At 70.9% G+C, this 15,453-nt stretch carries 13 protein-coding genes; 8 read left to right on the plus strand and 5 right to left on the minus strand.

What is annotated here, in order from left to right; genetic code table 11:
- Position 1 precedes the first annotated feature (1 nt).
- Complete coding sequence (locus LRP67_RS03595) at positions 2–1,336, minus strand: MATE family efflux transporter (RefSeq protein WP_231268811.1); 1,335 nt, start codon at positions 1,334–1,336, stop codon at positions 2–4.
- A gap of 479 nt (positions 1,337–1,815) precedes the next feature.
- Here LRP67_RS03595 and dnaB point away from each other — a divergent pair, with 479 nt between their 5' ends.
- On the plus strand, positions 1,816–3,234 hold the full coding sequence (dnaB, locus tag LRP67_RS03600; protein ID WP_269210981.1) for a replicative DNA helicase: 1,419 nt from the start codon (positions 1,816–1,818) through the stop codon (positions 3,232–3,234).
- A gap of 479 nt (positions 3,235–3,713) precedes the next feature.
- On the opposite strand, the gene LRP67_RS03605 is transcribed toward dnaB, so the two are convergent.
- Positions 3,714–7,043, minus strand: a complete 3,330-nt coding sequence (locus tag LRP67_RS03605; RefSeq protein WP_231268812.1) for a hypothetical protein — start codon at positions 7,041–7,043, stop codon at positions 3,714–3,716.
- Between the two features lie 746 nt (positions 7,044–7,789).
- Positions 7,790–8,149 (minus strand): helix-turn-helix domain-containing protein, encoded by a 360-nt coding sequence (locus LRP67_RS03610; RefSeq protein ID WP_231268813.1) that lies wholly within the window; start codon positions 8,147–8,149, stop codon positions 7,790–7,792.
- Positions 8,150–8,219: 70 nt separating this feature from the next.
- Here LRP67_RS03610 and LRP67_RS03615 point away from each other — a divergent pair, with 70 nt between their 5' ends.
- The gene (locus tag LRP67_RS03615) at positions 8,220–8,678 is read left to right on the plus strand and encodes a DUF1772 domain-containing protein (protein WP_231268814.1); all 459 of its coding nucleotides are present in this window, start codon (positions 8,220–8,222) and stop codon (positions 8,676–8,678) included.
- A 286-nt stretch (positions 8,679–8,964) separates the two neighbouring features.
- Here the strand turns inward: LRP67_RS03615 and LRP67_RS03620 are convergent, their stop codons facing one another.
- Positions 8,965–9,450 (minus strand): Lrp/AsnC family transcriptional regulator, encoded by a 486-nt coding sequence (locus tag LRP67_RS03620; RefSeq protein ID WP_231268815.1) that lies wholly within the window; start codon positions 9,448–9,450, stop codon positions 8,965–8,967.
- Between the two features lie 60 nt (positions 9,451–9,510).
- On the opposite strand from LRP67_RS03620, the gene LRP67_RS03625 reads away from it, so the two are divergent.
- The gene (locus LRP67_RS03625; protein WP_231268816.1) at positions 9,511–10,578 is read left to right on the plus strand and encodes a Glu/Leu/Phe/Val dehydrogenase dimerization domain-containing protein; all 1,068 of its coding nucleotides are present in this window, start codon (positions 9,511–9,513) and stop codon (positions 10,576–10,578) included.
- Between the two features lie 214 nt (positions 10,579–10,792).
- A complete protein-coding gene (locus LRP67_RS03630) occupies positions 10,793–11,464 on the plus strand; it encodes a hypothetical protein (protein WP_231268817.1) in 672 nt (223 codons plus the stop codon).
- Positions 11,465–11,603: 139 nt separating this feature from the next.
- On the opposite strand, the gene LRP67_RS03635 is transcribed toward LRP67_RS03630, so the two are convergent.
- The gene (locus LRP67_RS03635; RefSeq protein WP_231268818.1) at positions 11,604–12,209 is read right to left on the minus strand and encodes a hypothetical protein; all 606 of its coding nucleotides are present in this window, start codon (positions 12,207–12,209) and stop codon (positions 11,604–11,606) included.
- 95 nt (positions 12,210–12,304) lie between these two features.
- Between LRP67_RS03635 and LRP67_RS03640 the strand changes: the two genes are divergently transcribed.
- The 4 genes from LRP67_RS03640 (at position 12,305) to LRP67_RS03655 (ending at position 15,433) form a co-directional block, all read left to right on the plus strand.
- Positions 12,305–13,189, plus strand: coding sequence for an aldo/keto reductase (locus LRP67_RS03640; RefSeq protein WP_231268819.1), 885 nt, complete (start codon positions 12,305–12,307; stop codon positions 13,187–13,189).
- Positions 13,190–13,228: 39 nt separating this feature from the next.
- A complete protein-coding gene (locus LRP67_RS03645) occupies positions 13,229–13,651 on the plus strand; it encodes an MmcQ/YjbR family DNA-binding protein (protein WP_231268820.1) in 423 nt (140 codons plus the stop codon).
- 5 nt (positions 13,652–13,656) lie between these two features.
- Positions 13,657–14,064, plus strand: a complete 408-nt coding sequence (locus LRP67_RS03650; protein ID WP_231268821.1) for a hypothetical protein — start codon at positions 13,657–13,659, stop codon at positions 14,062–14,064.
- Between the two features lie 64 nt (positions 14,065–14,128).
- A complete protein-coding gene (locus tag LRP67_RS03655; protein WP_231268822.1) occupies positions 14,129–15,433 on the plus strand; it encodes a cytochrome P450 in 1,305 nt (434 codons plus the stop codon).
- Positions 15,434–15,453: the final 20 nt, after the last annotated feature.

Below are 15,453 nucleotides of genomic sequence, written 5' to 3' on the forward strand. Positions count from 1 at the left end.
GTCACTGTAGGACCCCGGTGACCAGCCAGCGGTCGGTGCGGGCGCGATGGGTGAGCACGACGAAGCGGGCGCCCATGAACACCGCCGCGAACACCGCCCAGATGGCGACGAGGCTCCCGAGCGCGTGGCCCGCGAGCAGGACGAGCGGGGCGTAGACGGCCAGCGTGAGGAGCCCGCCCCAGGCCAGGTAGGCGCCGTCCCCCGCGCCGATCAGGACCCCGTCGAGCACGAAGACCACCCCGGCGACCGGCTGAGCGAGCGCCGCGACGACCAGCACCGGGACGAGCAGCCGGTGCACGTCCGGGTCGTCGCTGAACAGCGGGCCGAGCACCGGGCTGAGGGCGGCGAGGCCCAGCCCGGTGACGATGCCGCTGACCACCCCCCACCAGACCATGCGCCGGGTGACCGCGCGCGTCGCAGCCACGTCGCCGGCGCCGAGGTGACGGCCGGTGATCGCCTGCGCGGCGATCGCGATGGCGTCCAGCGCGAACGCGAGGAACGTCCACAGTGTCATCGCCAGCTGATGGGTGGCCAGGTCGACGGCGGCGTCGACGCCGGCCCCGACGGTCACCGCGTACGTCGTGACCAGCAGCGCCGCCCGCAGGGTCAGCGTGCGGATCACCAGCGCGACCGCCGCGCGGGCGGCCGCGCGGACCCCGGGCAGGTCCGGCCGCAAGGACGTGCCCTCCCGGCGGGCGGCCCGCACGACCACCGCGACGAGGGCGGCGGCGCTCGCGACCTGGGCGAGTACCGAGCCGACCGCGGAGCCGGCCAGGCCCATCCCCGCGACCGGCCCGGCGCCGTAGACGAGGAGCAGGTTGAGGGCGATGTTGAGCGCATTGCCGGCCACCGCCACGACCAGCGGCGTGCGGGTGTCCTGAAGGCCGCGCAGCACCCCGGTGGCGGCGAGCATGACCAGCAGCGGGACCGCGCCGAGGAACGCGATCCGTAGGTACGTCGTCGCGTGGTCCGACACCTGCTCTCCCGCGCCGAACGCGCCGACGAGGGGGCCGGTGAGGGCGACTCCCGCCACGGTGGTCACCAGACCGATGAGCACCGCGAGCCACACTCCGTCGACGCCCTGGGCGAGGGCCCGGCCGCGGTCCCCGGCGCCGAGGTGGCGCGCGACGCTGGCGGTGGTCCCGTAGGCGAGGAACACGCACAGGCCGATCGCGGTCTGCAGCACCACGGCGGCGATCCCGAGCCCGGCGAGCTCCGGGGTGCCGAGGTGGCCGACGATGGCGGCGTCGCTGAGCAGGAACAGCGGCTCGGCCACCAGCGCCAGGAACGCCGGCACCGCGAGCCGCCAGATCTCTCGGTCGATTTCGCGGCGCACCACGCCATTGTCGTGGTAAATGCGCAACCGGTGGATAACGTGTGGAAACCCGGACGTCGGGGCGCCATGTCGACAATCCGGGGCGCGACCACGAGGTGGACGGCCGGTGAACCGAGATGCTCTCCAACTATTTTTCATGCACACGCCCGCTGTGACGTCTTCGCAGGTCAGCGCCTTGATGGCCAGCGTTCCCGGGCGTGTCTCCACAGGCTTCTCCCCATCCTGTGCACAGTTACCCGCGTGTCGTCCACGTGGATCCACCGGTTATCCCCAGGCCCTGTGGATAGGCCACTTCCTCCTGGGCCGGCACGCCCGTAAGTTCGCAGCTGACCTCCCGATGTCGGCGCCCCCTCCTAGCGTGTCGACACGCGTCCGGGCTTGCCCCCGCACGCGCCGCCCGCAGCATCGATCCCGCACCATCGACCCCCTCCACCCATGACCAGCGTCCGCGCGCGAGCGCGGACGACAGGGAGCCCGCGTTGAGCGTCACCGAGTCCGACACCCGGGGCACGCCCGAGCCCCCGTTCGACGACTGGGGCGACGGTCCCGCCGCCTACGCGCCCGGCGAGCGGCCCAGCCGTCCCGGCGACCGCACGCCGCCGCAGGACATGGCCGCCGAGCAGTCGGTGCTCGGCTCGATGCTCATCTCCAAGGACGCGGTCGCCGAGGTCTCCGAGGTGCTGCGCGGGGTGGACTTCTACCGGCCCTCCCACGAGACCATCCACGACGCGATCATCGACCTGTTCGGGCGCGGCGAGCCCGTCGACATGATCACCGTCGCCTCCGAGCTCCAGCGCAGGGGCGAGCTGGCCCGGATCGGGGGGGCGCCGTACCTCCACACGCTCGCCGCCAACGTCCCCATCGCCGCCAACGCGGCCTTCTACGCCGAGATCGTCCGGGAGAAGGCCGTGCTGCGCCGCCTGGTCGACGCCGGCACCAAGATCGTCCAGATCGGCTACGCCGGCGAGGGCCAGGTCGACGACATCGTCGACCGCGCCCAGGCCGAGATCTACCAGGTGGCCGACCGCCGCAGCGCGGAGGACTACGCGCCGCTGTCCGACATCATGGACAAGGTCCTCGACGAGATCGAAGCCATCGAGAACCGCGAGTCCGGGCTCTACGGCGTGCCCACCGGCTTCGCCGACCTCGACGACCTGACCAACGGCCTGCACTCCGGCCAGATGATCATCGTCGCGGCCCGACCCGCCATGGGAAAGAGCACCCTGGCTCTCGACTTCTGCCGCGCGGCCTCGATCAGCAACAACCTCGCCAGCGTCTTCTTCAGCCTCGAGATGACGCGCTCGGAGATCACGATGCGCCTGCTCTCCGCGGAGGCGAAGGTGCCGCTCAACCACATCCGCAACGGCAAGATGGGCAGCGAGGACTGGGACAAGCTGGCCCGCCACATGGGCAAGGTGTCGTCGGCGCCGATGTTCATCGACGACTCGCCCAACATGACGATGATGGAGATCCGGGCCAAGGCCCGCCGGCTCAAGCAGCGCCACGACCTGCGCCTGATCGTCATCGACTACATGCAGCTCATGACATCGGGTCGCAAGGTCGAGTCCCGCCAGCTCGAGGTCTCGGAGTTCTCCCGTCAGATCAAGCTCCTCGCCAAGGAGCTCGAGCTCCCGATCATCGCCCTCTCCCAGCTCAACCGTGGCCCCGAGCAGCGCGCCGACAAGCGGCCGATGATGAGCGACCTTCGCGAGTCGGGCTCCCTGGAGCAGGATGCCGACATGGTGATCCTGCTGCACCGCGACGACGCCTACGAGAAGGAGTCGACCCGCCCCGGCGAGGCCGACCTGATCGTCGCCAAGCACCGCAACGGCGCCACCCGTGACATCACCGTCGCCTTCCAGGGCCACTACTCCCGCTTCGTCGACATGGCGCACTGACCACGCCAGCTGTAGACGCCGGAGATGTCGGCGGGCTTCTTGTTCATGGCTGGGTCTTCTGCTCTGTTTCCAACGTGGTCTCCTGCGAACGCGGGCGGGACTGCCAACACTCCAGGTGTGCGGCGGGACCAGGGGGCTCTCCGCTTCGCCTCAGATCGCAGGCGTCACAGAATTTCGCTGCGGACCACGCGAGTAAGCCGATACCTGCGCGGGCACAAGCCCGCTTGCCCGTCTCTCTCCTCAGACCACGAGGCGTGCTGCGCACGCGAGGGACGTCAGCGGCAGCGACCGGGTACGGGTCACTCCGTGGCCGGTAGGCGCCCCTGCTCGCGAACCAGTCGCTGTGGGAGTACTAGAACACCTCGCCAGGTGCGCCCCGTCCCCAGAGATAGGGACGGGGCGCACCTCTCGGGGCAGTCCTCCGGGGAACGTTGCGCGGCGTTGATGAACGCGCCCCGAGGGGTGTGCCTCGACCGTGCTCAGGGGTTGCGCGGGCTCGAACGGATGTCGGCCGGGTTGGAGCCGAGCCGGATCTCGCGCAGGTCGCTCACGCCACCGCCGTCGGTGTCCTTCAGCCACGGGTTGGTGGGCTCGTTGCGGTACTTGTCATTGCGAGCGCCGGTGACCTCGACCCGGTCACGAAGACCGTCGCGGTCGGAGTCCTTGCGCAACGGGTTCGACTTGAAGACCTTGTCGAACATCTTGTTGACGAAGCCCTTGACCTCGGTGCCGTCCTTCAGGCGGTCGTTGTCAGTGTCGGCGTCGTTCGGGTTGGTCCGCGAACCGCGCACCTCACGCCTGTCGTTGAGGCCGTCGCGGTCGGAGTCCTTGCGCAACGGGTTCGTGGCCCGGTGGTTGTACTTGGTGTTCGCGAAGCCCTTGACCTCGGTGCCGTCCTTCAGGCGGTCGTTGTCAGTGTCGGCGTCGTTCGGGTTGGTCCGCGTACCGCGCACCTCACGTCCGTCGTTGAGGCCGTCGCGGTCGGTGTCGGCCTTCATCGGGTTCGTGGCCCGGCGGTTGTACTTGGTGTTCGCGGACCCGGAGACCTCGGTGCCGTCGTTCAGACGGTCGTTGTCGGTGTCGGTGTCGGTCGGGTTGGTACCGAGCCGGACCTCCTCGGTGTCGCTGAGGCCGTCACCGTCGGTGTCGACTGCGACCGGGGGCATCACCTCGATGTCGTCACTGGCGTCGTTCGGGTCGGTCCCGCGCCCGACCTCGGCGCCGTCGTCCACGGTGCCACCATCGGTGTCGGCCTTGGTCGGGTCGGTGAGGTGGGTGTTGATCTCGCGGCCGTCGCTGAGGGTGTCACCGTCGGTGTCGGCCTTCAGCGGGTCGGTACCGGTGCCGGTCACGTTGTCGTGGCCGACCTCCTCGCCGTCGCTGAGCTCGTCGTCGTCGGTGTCGGCCTTCAGCGGGTCGGTGTTGAGCGCGACCTCCTCGGCGTCCTTGAGGCCGTCACCGTCGGTGTCGACTGCGACCGGGGGCACCACCTCGATGTCGTCACTGGCGTCGTTCGGGTCGGTCCCGCGCCCGACCTCGGCGCCGTCGTCCACGGTGCCACCATCGGTGTCGGCCTTGGTCGGGTCGGTGAGGTGGGTGTTGATCTCGCGGCCGTCGCTGAGGGTGTCACCGTCGGTGTCGGCCTTGGTCGGGTCGGTGAGGTGGGTGTTGATCTCGCGGCCGTCGCTGAGGGTGTCACCGTCGGTGTCGGCCTTGGTCGGGTCGGTTCCGGTGCCGGTCACGTTGTCGTGGCCGACCTCGGCGCCGTCGCTGAGCCCGTCGTCGTCGGTGTCGGCCTTCGTCGGGTCGGTATTGAGCGCGACCTCGGCGCCGTCGCTGAGCCCGTCGTCGTCGGTGTCGGCCTTCGTCGGGTCGGTGTTGAGCGCGACCTCGGCGCCGTCGCTGAGCCCGTCGTCGTCGGTGTCGGCCTTGGTCGGGTCGGTGTTGAGCGCGACCTCGGCGCCGTCGCTGAGCCCGTCGTCGTCGGTGTCGGCCTTCGTCGGGTCGGTACCGAACGTGTTGACCTCGGCGCCATCGGAGAGGGTGTCGCCATCGGTGTCGGCCTTCGTCGGGTCGGTGCCCGCAGTCATCTCCTGGGAACTGTTCAGACCGTCACCGTCCGCGTCCTGGAGGCTCTGGTCGTCGCTACCGATGTTCGGGTCGGTTCCGACGCTGACCTCGTCGCCGTCGCTGACGCCACCGTCGTCGGTGTCAACGTCGAGCGGGTCGGTCTGGGTCTCGTTGACCTCGACGCCGTCGGAGAGGCCGTCGTCGTCGGTGTCAGCGTCGAGCGGGTCGGTCTGGGTCTCGTTGACCTCGACGCCGTCGTCGAGACCGTCGAAGTCGCTGTCGGTGTTGTTCGGGTCGGTCCCGCCCACCAGTTCGTCACCGTCGTTGAGACCGTCGGCGTCGCTGTCGGGGTTGTTCGGGTCGGTCGACTCGTTTGCGTAGTCAGTGTTGCGTACGCCGGAGACCTCGTCACCGTCGTCGACAGCGTCGCCATCGGTGTCGGCGACCAGTGGGTCGGTTCCGATGCTGGGCGTGCCCGCGTAGCCGACCTCGCGCCCGTCGGACAGGCCGTCACCGTCCGTGTCGGCGGTGGCGGGGTCGGTGGCCGTGTTCGACTCGACGAAGTCGTTCAAGCCGTCACCGTCGGAGTCGGGCACCTCGGAGGTGTCGATGCCGCCCTCAGGCACGCTCACCTTGCCGGACAGCGCACCGATGGCGGTCGTACCCAGGAAGGTGCGGACCCTCGGGTCGTTCGGGTCGACCTTGTAGTACTCAGCCGAGATGGCCCGGATGTCGCCTTCCGCGCCGGTCACGCCGATGGGGGTGACAGTGGTGGTGTAGCGGGTGTGCAGGTCCAGTTCCAGCGTCGGGTCACGGGGGTCGGTGATGATCAGCGTCCGGGGGCTGTCGGTCGACTCAAACATCGTCACCTCGCCGTCCGGGCCGGTCACCCGCACCCGGGCCTTGGTGACTTGCGCCGTGGCGGGGTTGATCCCGTCAGCGGTCAGGACCAGTGCCGGGCCCCTGAGCACCTCGACGCGCACGGAGTCGTTCAGGAGCAGGATGTCGCTCGTCGACGCCTGCATGATGTTGATGATGCCCCTGCGGTCCGGCACGCCCGTGCCGGTCCAGTCCGCAAGCGCTGCGGAGTTCGAGGGGGAGTCGTTGGTCATGTAGTCCAGGAAGGACCCGTCGGTGTCCCAGGGTGGAGGGTTCATCCCGCCAGATTTGGCGGTCGAGATGTAGAGGGGCTGGTCGAGGGCGGCGTTGCCGTCGATGTAGTTCTGGTCGGCGATCTGGGCCGTGGCACTGGTGGCCTTGACGGTGGCGCCGTCTCTCGCGGTACCGGGCACGCCGGTCATCGTCGTGGGTCCGAACCCGGTGCCGAGCCAGGAGGAGAGCGCCACGTCCGAGCCGGAGCCGTCCGGCAGGACTACGTTGTTCGGCAAGTAGTAGTAGTCGGCGCCGTATCCACGCGCCTCACTGCGCTCGAACTGCGACGACCCGTCCTGACCGCGCTCGGCGCGACCCGAGGAGGCGCTCTCGGCGAACTTGCCGAAGTAGCTGCCATCGGGGCGGTAGAGGAGGGTCTCGGTCTGCACCGCGCTGGACTCCACGAAGAAGGAACGCTGAGCAGGGTCGGGGACAACGACCTTGGCGTACCCGTGACGGGTCTCGGCCGCCTGGGCGGGCGCGGCCGTGGTCGTGGCGAAGACCAGCACGGAGGCGAGCATGGCGAAGACGCCGAGGGTGGCCGCGGCCGCCCGGGTGAGTGGACTCCTCTTGGTGCGGCGCTGCATCTCGTGCTCCTTCTGGTCCGCCTGGCGGCGGTCTGTGCGGCGGGCCAGTATCGCGGCGTCCCGGGCTCACCGTGGCGGAACGCTGGAAGACCAGTCGAGTGGTGGTCCCTAAGGCGGCGGGTCGTCCTACCAGCCGGACCTGCGCATGAGGTGCACCGAGCCCCGTCTGGAACCCGCGGCCGACCAACCCTTCTGGCATCTCCGCTACCTCTACCTGCGCCAACCTGCTACCGCTGCAGTCTTCACGCGCGCCTCAGGTAGGCGCTGCTTCCTTGCTCGTCCCTTGCACCGACCGTCGTCCTGAGCGAGCTCGGACGGCCACCTGTTGCACTCTCGTTCTTGAACGCGTTGCACACTCGGCCCACGCCAAGGGGCAAGACGTTGCAGATTCAGAGCTCGTCGGCACAGCTGCCGACGATCACCGAGTGGAAAGGGAGCGATCCAGTTGCCGCCTGGGACATGCCGCTTCCCGGCCTACTGACGGAGACCCAATGGCGAGCACTCGGGCCCTGGTTCTGACAGCAGTCGTGCTGGCTCTCGCGGGGTACGCCTTCGGGCCAAGCCTCTTTGCCCCGCAGTCCGATCGGGCGGCGGATCAGTGCGCCAGCAGCGTCGAGAGCGAATCATCCTCCCTCCGCTGGCGGGTCTTCCCTGTCGCCGGTTGGGTCTGCGAGAGCCCCACCGAGGAGGACTCCTACCTCGCTTGGTGGGCGTGAGGACACCAGCCGGACGCCCGGCTGCGGGGGTCAGCGTGCTGGGGTGTGCCGGTCGAGGTGGTCACCGCCCCAGCTGCACAGCGCCCTCACCACCGGCTCCAGGGTGCGTCCGTACTCGCTGACCGAGTACGTCACGTGGGGTGGCACCGTTCCGGCGTCGTGCCGATCGAGCACGCCGTCGCCGACCAGCTCCTGGAGGTGGCGGATCAGCATGCGCTCGCTGATGCGGGGGATCCGGCGGCGCAGCTCGCTGGTGCGCATCGGACGCTCGCTGAGCAGCCACAGGATCGTCCCCTTCCATCGCCCGCGGATCACGGCGAGAGCGGTGTCGACCGGGCAGTGCTCGACCGTCTCGGGAGGGCGCGGCAGACGAGAGCTCGACGGGGGCATGGGGACAGCGTAGACACTGCCAAGGATGTAAGTACTGTGCCTTTTGGCACCAGCGTGTTTCGATCGACGTATGACGACGTCGATTGCGGTGGTTGCCCTGGTCGTGACCGGCCTGCTGGTGGGGGTCGAGCTGTGCGTGGCGGTCTTCGTCAACCCCATCCTCGACCGCCTACCCGGCGATGCGGGCCTGCTGGGCCGAGCCGATGGCGGCCGCGTCCTCGGCCGGCTCATGCCGTGGTGGTACGTCGCGTCGTTCCTGCTGTGCGTCGCGGTCGCGGTGCTCGCGGACGGTGCGGGCTCGACCTGGGCGGCAGCGGCAGGAGCGGCGCTGCTCATGGTGAGCGTCGTCATCTCGGTGACCTTGCTGGTCCCGATCAACAATCGCGCCAAGACCTGGACCCCGGGGAATGCGCCAGCTGACTGGCGAGATCAGGTGCAGCGCTGGGACCGGCTGCACTACCTGCGCGTCGCCATCATCACCGCCGGATTCGCCAGCCTGGCGCTCGGGGCGGTGGCGACGGCGGGCTGATCAGCATCCGCCTCCCGCCCGCTGCCCTGTGCAAGGCCGGACTGTCGTGGAGCAGACGCGCCGGCGGCGTCGTATCGAAGCGGGTCCAGGCGGAGATCGACACGCGCAACCTGGCCTCCGCCCGCGTCCTGGAGAGCTCGGGTTCCTGCGCGCGGGCACCCTGCGTGAGGACTGCGTCGTCGACGGGGGGTGTCCGACTCCTCTGTGTTCGTTCGACGGCCCGGGCCGCGTCCAGTACGACGCCCCACGCGATCGGGTCCGCCGCCACGCCTGCAGTCGCCGGCCGTCAGTTGGCCGGCGGTCGCAGGTTCTCCAGTGCCGGCTTGCGGCCGTGGGTGAAGACGATGGAGCTCCGGAACTGCACGACCTCCTTGCGGCTGCTGAGCCGGTCGACCAGGAAGGAGTGGAGCTGCTGGACGTCGCCGACGCCGACGTGCAGGAGGAAGTCATCACCGCCCGCCAGGACGAACACCGCCATCACCTCGGGCATGGCCAGGGCATCGTGGTGGAAGCGCTCGATCAGGTCCCGGCTGAGCGGTCGTACCTGGGCGAAGACCAGCGCCTCGACGGACCGCCCGAGCGCGGTCAGGTCGACCTCGGCGTGGAAGCCGGCGATGACTCCCCTGGCCTGGAGGCGCCGAATCCGTTCGGAGCACGTCGACGCGGCCACGCCGACGGTCTCGGCGAGGTCGCGCAGCGGGAGCCGGGCATCTCGCTGGAGCGCGTGGACGATCTGGCTGTCGATCCGATCAAGCAGCGGAGTTTCGCTCATTCGTCGAACATATCGGTCCTCAGCGGCCAGCTGCACGTAGGAACGATGCAGCATTGCGGGATGGACCGAACGCAACGTCTTGCCGACCCAGAGCTCCTGGACCCCGAGCACGAGGAGGTACACCTCGCCCGCGGGACGCGGACCGGGGTCCCCCTCGCCATCGCGATCCACTCCACCCGGTCGGGCCCGGCGATCGGTGGCTGCCGGATCAGGGGCTACTCGACCTGGCACGAAGGGCTGGCCGACGTGCTGCGACTCTCCCGCGCGATGACGCTGAAGTGCGCACTGGCCGAGCTGCCGCATGGGGGCGGCAAGGCGGTCGCCATGGTCCCCGACCGTCCGCTTGCCCCGGGCACGCGGCCTGCGCTCATCCGCGACATCGCCGACCGCATCGCGCAGCTGGACGGCCGCTACCTCACCGGACCCGACCTCGGCTCCGGGCCGGAGGACATGGCGGTCATCCATGACCACGCCCAGGGCTGGGCCTTCTGCCGGCCCGAGTCCCGCGGCGGCAGCGGGGACTCTAGCCCGGGCACCGCCCGCGGCGTCGTGGTGGCCCTGACCGCGGCGCTCGCTCACACCCACGGGCGGGGGCTCTCCGGCCTCAGGGTCGGCGTCGTCGGGTTCGGGAGGGTGGGCCGGCTCGTCGCATCGAGCCTGGCGGCCGCCGACGCCCAGGTGATCGTGTCTGATGTCGACGACGGCCTGCGACCCGAGGCGGAGCGGCGCGGGCTGGCCTGGGCGTCGACCGAGCTGCTCCACGAGGAGCTCGACGTCCTGGTGCCCGCGGCGACCGGGGGACTCCTCACCGCAGCGACTGCCCGATCCTGCCGGGCGACGCTGGTCGTCGGGCCGGCCAACAACCAGCTGGCCGACGAGGGGGTGGAGGCGGTGCTGCGAGAGCGGGGGATCGTCTGGATCCCGGACGTGATCGCGAGCGCGGGCGGGATCATCCACGCGGTCTGCCGTGAGGAGCTCGACCTCGACGAGGTGGCCACGAACGCGCGGATCGACGCCATCGGCGACAAGGTCAGCCGGATCCTCGAGGTCGCCCGGGACCAGGGCACCACGACCTCGCAGGCTGCCCGCGCGGTCGCCGCGGAGACCGACCAGGCGGTCTCCCGGTGAACGACGGCGGTCCCCGCCTGGTCCGTGCGAGGGAACCGGGTCCAGGAGCTGCTGGCCGAGCGTGGCTGGCCCGGACCCCCACGCCGCAGCGGGTCGAACACGGCGAGCTGGACACCTGGATCGGGCGGTCACCTCAGCGCGTGCAATCAGGGGCGGCCGGGGTTCGCGCTGCTTGGCGGGTCGACAACGAGCGCGAATGGCCGCACCATCACGTATGGAAACCTCTCGCAGAGTCTCACCCGCGCTGCTCGTCGCCACCGCCGCTCTTGCGGTGGCCCTCCTCGGCTCTCCGCTGGCCGAGCTCGCCCATGCTGCCGGCCAGATCGGCACCGCCCAGCTGGCCAAGAACGCCGTGACCTCGCCCAAGGTCAAGAACAACTCCCTCTCCGGAGTGGATCTGAGGAACCGGTCCGTCACGGGGGCCGATCTGCGCGACGGCAGCGTCCGGGCCGCGGACCTGGCCCCGGACGCACGGAGCATGGCCTACTACAAGGAGACGTTCGGGAACGTCCCAGTCGGGACGACGGCCACGACGATCCTGGTGCTGGCGCTTCCCGCCGGCAGCTATCTCGTGCACGCGACCACGCCCCTGACCAACGTCTCCGGCAGCGGGCGCGACGCCTACTGCCGGCTCACCCATGAAGCGACCGCTGGGGCAGAGGTGCGGGCGCTGGACAGCACCGCCGAACGGATGGGGACGGCCGACGTGACCGGGGTCTTCCGGCTGACGACTGCGGGCACGGTCTCCTTCGTGTGCCGCGCGAGCGCCGCCGGCGTCTACACCCCGTCCTCCTCGATGCCCCGGATCACCGCGCTCTCGGTGGGCAGCGTCGCGTCCCAGACACCGGCCCTCCGCACTCCGGGCGGCCAGCGGACCGGTCGTTGACCCCGACCGCAGCCGACGGCGTTCGCGACGGGCCGCGAGTCGCCTCCCACGATGACAACGCCACCAGCGCCGGGGAGAGCTACCTTGTGGCGATTCCCAGTAGCGCGCCGCCCCTTGACGGGAGGAGACTCGGGGGCCGTCAGCCGGCGAGGTCGGCGCCGGCGGAGACGACGGCGTACGCGACCGCGGTGGTGTAGGCCCCGACGATGGCCGGAAGGGCTCGGTCGGTCAGCACTACGGAGGCGACGGCGTTGAGGGTCGGGAGCGTGGTGATCATGGTGGCCGAGGTCAGCAGCGGCTCGGTGGTCGACTCGGAGTCCTGGCCGCTGCAGCTCGCGGAGTCCTCGGTGAAGCCGGCGGCGTACTGCCGCTCCACCCCGTCGCACGCGATCGCGACAAGCTGCTCCAGCTCGCCGTCGGGATCGCCGTCGGGCAGCTCGTAGCCGGTCACGCGCACCTCGAGCTCGGCCCCGTCGGTGCCCGCGACGAGGCAGGTGGCGATCTCGGTGTCGTTGCGGCTGTCGTTGCTCGACCGGCCGCCGGCCAGGCCCAAGTCGGGCGGCAGCGCGGGCTCGAGCGCCGCGCAGAGATCCGTGATGACGGTCGGCGGGCGGTCCTGCGCGGTGTCGTCGTTGTCCTGGCCACCGCGGACCAGCGCAGTCAGCAGGGCCGCGGCGACGGCGATGGCCACAACGCCGGCGCACGCCACGAGGACCGGGGTGCGGCGTCTCGCGAGCGACGTCATGCACGCCAGCCTGCCCGCCGGCACCGGACGGAAACCCGGACGTCCTCCGGCTTTCGCAGCCTGGGCGCTCACGTCGCCGCCGTAGGCTGCGGAGGGTGCAGACACGACACCTCGGAAACCAGACCACCGGACGTATCGAGGTCGGCGCCATCGGGCTCGGCCTGATGACCTTCGACCAGACCGGGACCCAGCCGCGCGAGCAGCTGGTCGACACGGTGAGAGCCGCCCTCGACGCCGGCGTCACGCTCTTCGACACCGCGGACGCCTACGGCCCGGGTGAGGAGCTCGGCGCGCGGGCGCAGGGCGCCAACGAGCGGCTGATCGCCGGCATCCTCGACGAGCTCGGGGTCCGCGACCGGGTCCTGCTGGCGACCAAGGGCGGCCACGTGCGGACCGAGGGCGGGGGTTGGGCGACCGACAGCTCGGCCTCGCACCTGCACGAGGCCGTCGACGCCAGCCTGGAGCGGCTGGGCGTCGAGCAGATCGCCCTGTGGCAGCACCACCGGCCGGACCCGGAGGTGCCCTACGACGAGGTGATCGGCACTCTCAAGGAGGTCGCCGACTCGGGCAAGGTCCGCATGGTCGGGCTCTCCAACGCCGACCCCGCGCAGATCCGCTCGGCGCACGCCGTACTGGGTGACTCCCTGGTGAGCGTGCAGAACCAGTTCTCGCCGAAGTTCCGCAGCAGCCGTCCCGAGATCGAGGTGTGTCACCAGCTCGGGCTGGCCTTCCTGCCGTGGAGCCCGCTGGGGGGCCTGGGCGACGCCAAGGAGCTCGCCGAGAAGCACCCGGCCTTCCAGGAGGTCGCGGACGCGCACGGTGTCAGCGCCCAGCAGGTCGCCCTGGCCTGGGAGCTCGCCCAGTCGCCGGTCGTCATCCCGATCCCCGGGGCGAAGCGCCCCCAGTCGATCACCGACTCCGCCGCGGCGGCGGACCTCCACCTCACCCCCGAGGAGGTCGCCCGGCTCGACGCCGAGTGACCCTGGGGACCGTCCGTGGCGGTGGCTAGCGTCGCCGGTATGGACGAGGACGACGAGCTGCTCGCCGGCGTGGTGCGACGCCTCGCGGCGATCTGCCTCGCGCTGCCGGAGACCCGCGAGGAGGACGCCTGGGTCGGGGTGAGGTGGCGGGTGCGCCAGAGGACCTTCGCCCACGTCTGCCAGGTGCGAGATGGCCGGCCGGAGGGCTACGCCCGCGCGGCGGGGACGCGGGGGCCGGCGCTGGTGGTGGTGTTCCGGGCCGAGGCCGCCGAGGCCGCGGCGCTGGGCCACCTCGGGCCGCCGTACTTCCGGCCGGAGTGGTGGCCGACCGCGGCCGGCCTGCTCCTCGACGACGACACCGACTGGCAGGAGGTCGCCGAACTGCTCACCGACAGCTACCGCGTGCAGGCTCCGCGCCGGCTCGCCGCGCTCGTCGACGGCCCCGGGCCGCCGCCGACCTGAGGCCTGTGGAGAGAGCCGGCGCGCTGTGGGCGGTGGCCGATGCCCGTCGCTGCCGGCTCTCGTTCGACGACCTCCTGGGCGTCTGCACCCTGGTGGGGGGCACTCACGAGCTCGACGCCGTCGAGGAGCTGGTCACCTCGCTGCTGGTCCAGGCCACGGTCGCCCTGCATGGCAGTAGCCAGGCGAGCACCCCCGCATCCCACGGGTGGTTCCTCGAGGCCTACGCGGAGCGGGTCCGCGAGCGGCTCGGCGATCTGGGCTTGGTGGGCCTGGGCCCGGTGACCGGTCGGCTCGAGCAGGGCACGACGCCGAGCGAGATCGACGCTCGGGTCGCCGGCAGGGCGGCCGCGGACCGCGCCCAGCTCGACGTACGACGGCGCGTGGAGCGGGGCTCGCGAGGGCACCGGGACTGACACGGGGTGTGCTCAGGGTCATGCCTGATGTACGAAAACTCCCCCTTTCTGGTGAACTTGGGCCATGGGTCTCCTCAGCACCGTCAAGCGCCGGGTGGCAACGCGCCTCCTGACCCGTTCGACGCGCAACGGCATCGACCTGCGCAAGCTCCGGTTCCTGCCCGACTCGATCACCATGCCGCTCAAGCGCGACGGCATCGACCCGCTGCCGGAGATGGCCGCCGTTCGTGCGGAGGCGCCGGTCAAGCAGATCGCGGAGATGTTCGGCAAGGGCATCTGGCTGGTCAGCGGGTACGACGAGGCGCGGGCGCTGCTGGCCAACGGTGCCGCTACGTCCAACGACCTGGGGCAGTTCGTCTCACAGGAGGGGCGCGGCGACTCCGAGCAGATCGGCGGGCTCGGCATGACCGACCCGCCGGCGCACACCGCGCTGCGCCGCTACCTCACCCCCGAGTTCACCAAGCGCCGGCTGGCCCGGCTGGAGCCGGTGATCGAGCGGATCGTCGACGCGCGGCTCGAGGCGATGGCCGAGCTGGGACCCGAGGTCGACCTGGTCGACCAGTTCGCGTTCCCGATCCCCTTCGAGGTCATCTGCGAGCTGCTGGACCTGCCCGTCGACGACCGGGCCCGGTTCCACAGCCTCGGCGCCGCCCGCTTCGACCTGTCGCAGGGCGGGGCAGGGGTCTTCGGGGCCGCCGCCCACACCCGCGAGTTCCTGATCAGCTCGGTCGCCAAGCAGCGGCAGGACCCCGGTGAAGGGCTGATCGGCGCACTGCTGCGCGACCACGGCGACGAGCTCGACGACGTCACGTTGGGCGGGCTCGCCGACGGGGTCTTCCTCGGCGGCTACGAGACCTCCGCGAGCATGCTCGCGCTCGGCACCTACCTGCTCGCCCAGCACCCTGAGGCCATGACCCTCATGCGGGAGGGCGACGACGCGGCTGTCGACCGCATCGTCGAGGAGCTGCTGCGTCACCTGACCGTGGTCCAGCTCGCGTTCGTGCGCTTCGCCCGCGACGACATGGAGATCGCTGGCCACCATGTCCGAGCCGGCGACGTCCTGGGCATCTCCCTGCTCGGGGCCAACCGGGACCCGTCGTTCACGCCCGAGCCCGATCGGTTCGACCCCATGCGCGCCCCCACCCGCCACCTCGCCTTCGGGCACGGCATCCACCGCTGCGTCGGGGCCGAGCTCGCCCGCATGGAGCTGCGCATCGCCCTGCGCGGGCTCGCGCGCCGCTTCCCCGACCTGCGCATCACCGCCGACCCCGCCGACCTCGACTTCCGCAAGCTCTCCGCCGTCTACGGTGTCGAGTGCCTCCCGGTCCGGCTCTTCGACGACCGGGACGCCTCGCTGCCGGTGGGCTGACGGCGTACCGCGCGGACGGG

It is taken from the genome of Nocardioides sp. cx-169, assembly GCF_021083605.1.
Classification (GTDB): Bacteria; Actinomycetota; Actinomycetes; order Propionibacteriales; family Nocardioidaceae; genus Nocardioides.

Coding starts and splice junctions, on each gene's coding strand:
- LRP67_RS03625 (WP_231268816.1), top strand. CDS start 9,511: ATGGACCGAACGCAACGTCTTGCCGACCCAGAGCTCCTGGACCCCGAG.
- LRP67_RS03610 (WP_231268813.1), bottom strand. CDS start 8,149: ATGCCCCCGTCGAGCTCTCGTCTGCCGCGCCCTCCCGAGACGGTCGAG.
- LRP67_RS03630 (WP_231268817.1), top strand. CDS start 10,793: ATGGAAACCTCTCGCAGAGTCTCACCCGCGCTGCTCGTCGCCACCGCC.
- LRP67_RS03620 (WP_231268815.1), bottom strand. CDS start 9,450: ATGAGCGAAACTCCGCTGCTTGATCGGATCGACAGCCAGATCGTCCAC.
- LRP67_RS03615 (WP_231268814.1), top strand. CDS start 8,220: ATGACGACGTCGATTGCGGTGGTTGCCCTGGTCGTGACCGGCCTGCTG.
- LRP67_RS03605 (WP_231268812.1), bottom strand. CDS start 7,043: ATGCAGCGCCGCACCAAGAGGAGTCCACTCACCCGGGCGGCCGCGGCC.
- LRP67_RS03635 (WP_231268818.1), bottom strand. CDS start 12,209: ATGACGTCGCTCGCGAGACGCCGCACCCCGGTCCTCGTGGCGTGCGCC.
- LRP67_RS03655 (WP_231268822.1), top strand. CDS start 14,129: ATGGGTCTCCTCAGCACCGTCAAGCGCCGGGTGGCAACGCGCCTCCTG.
- LRP67_RS03645 (WP_231268820.1), top strand. CDS start 13,229: ATGGACGAGGACGACGAGCTGCTCGCCGGCGTGGTGCGACGCCTCGCG.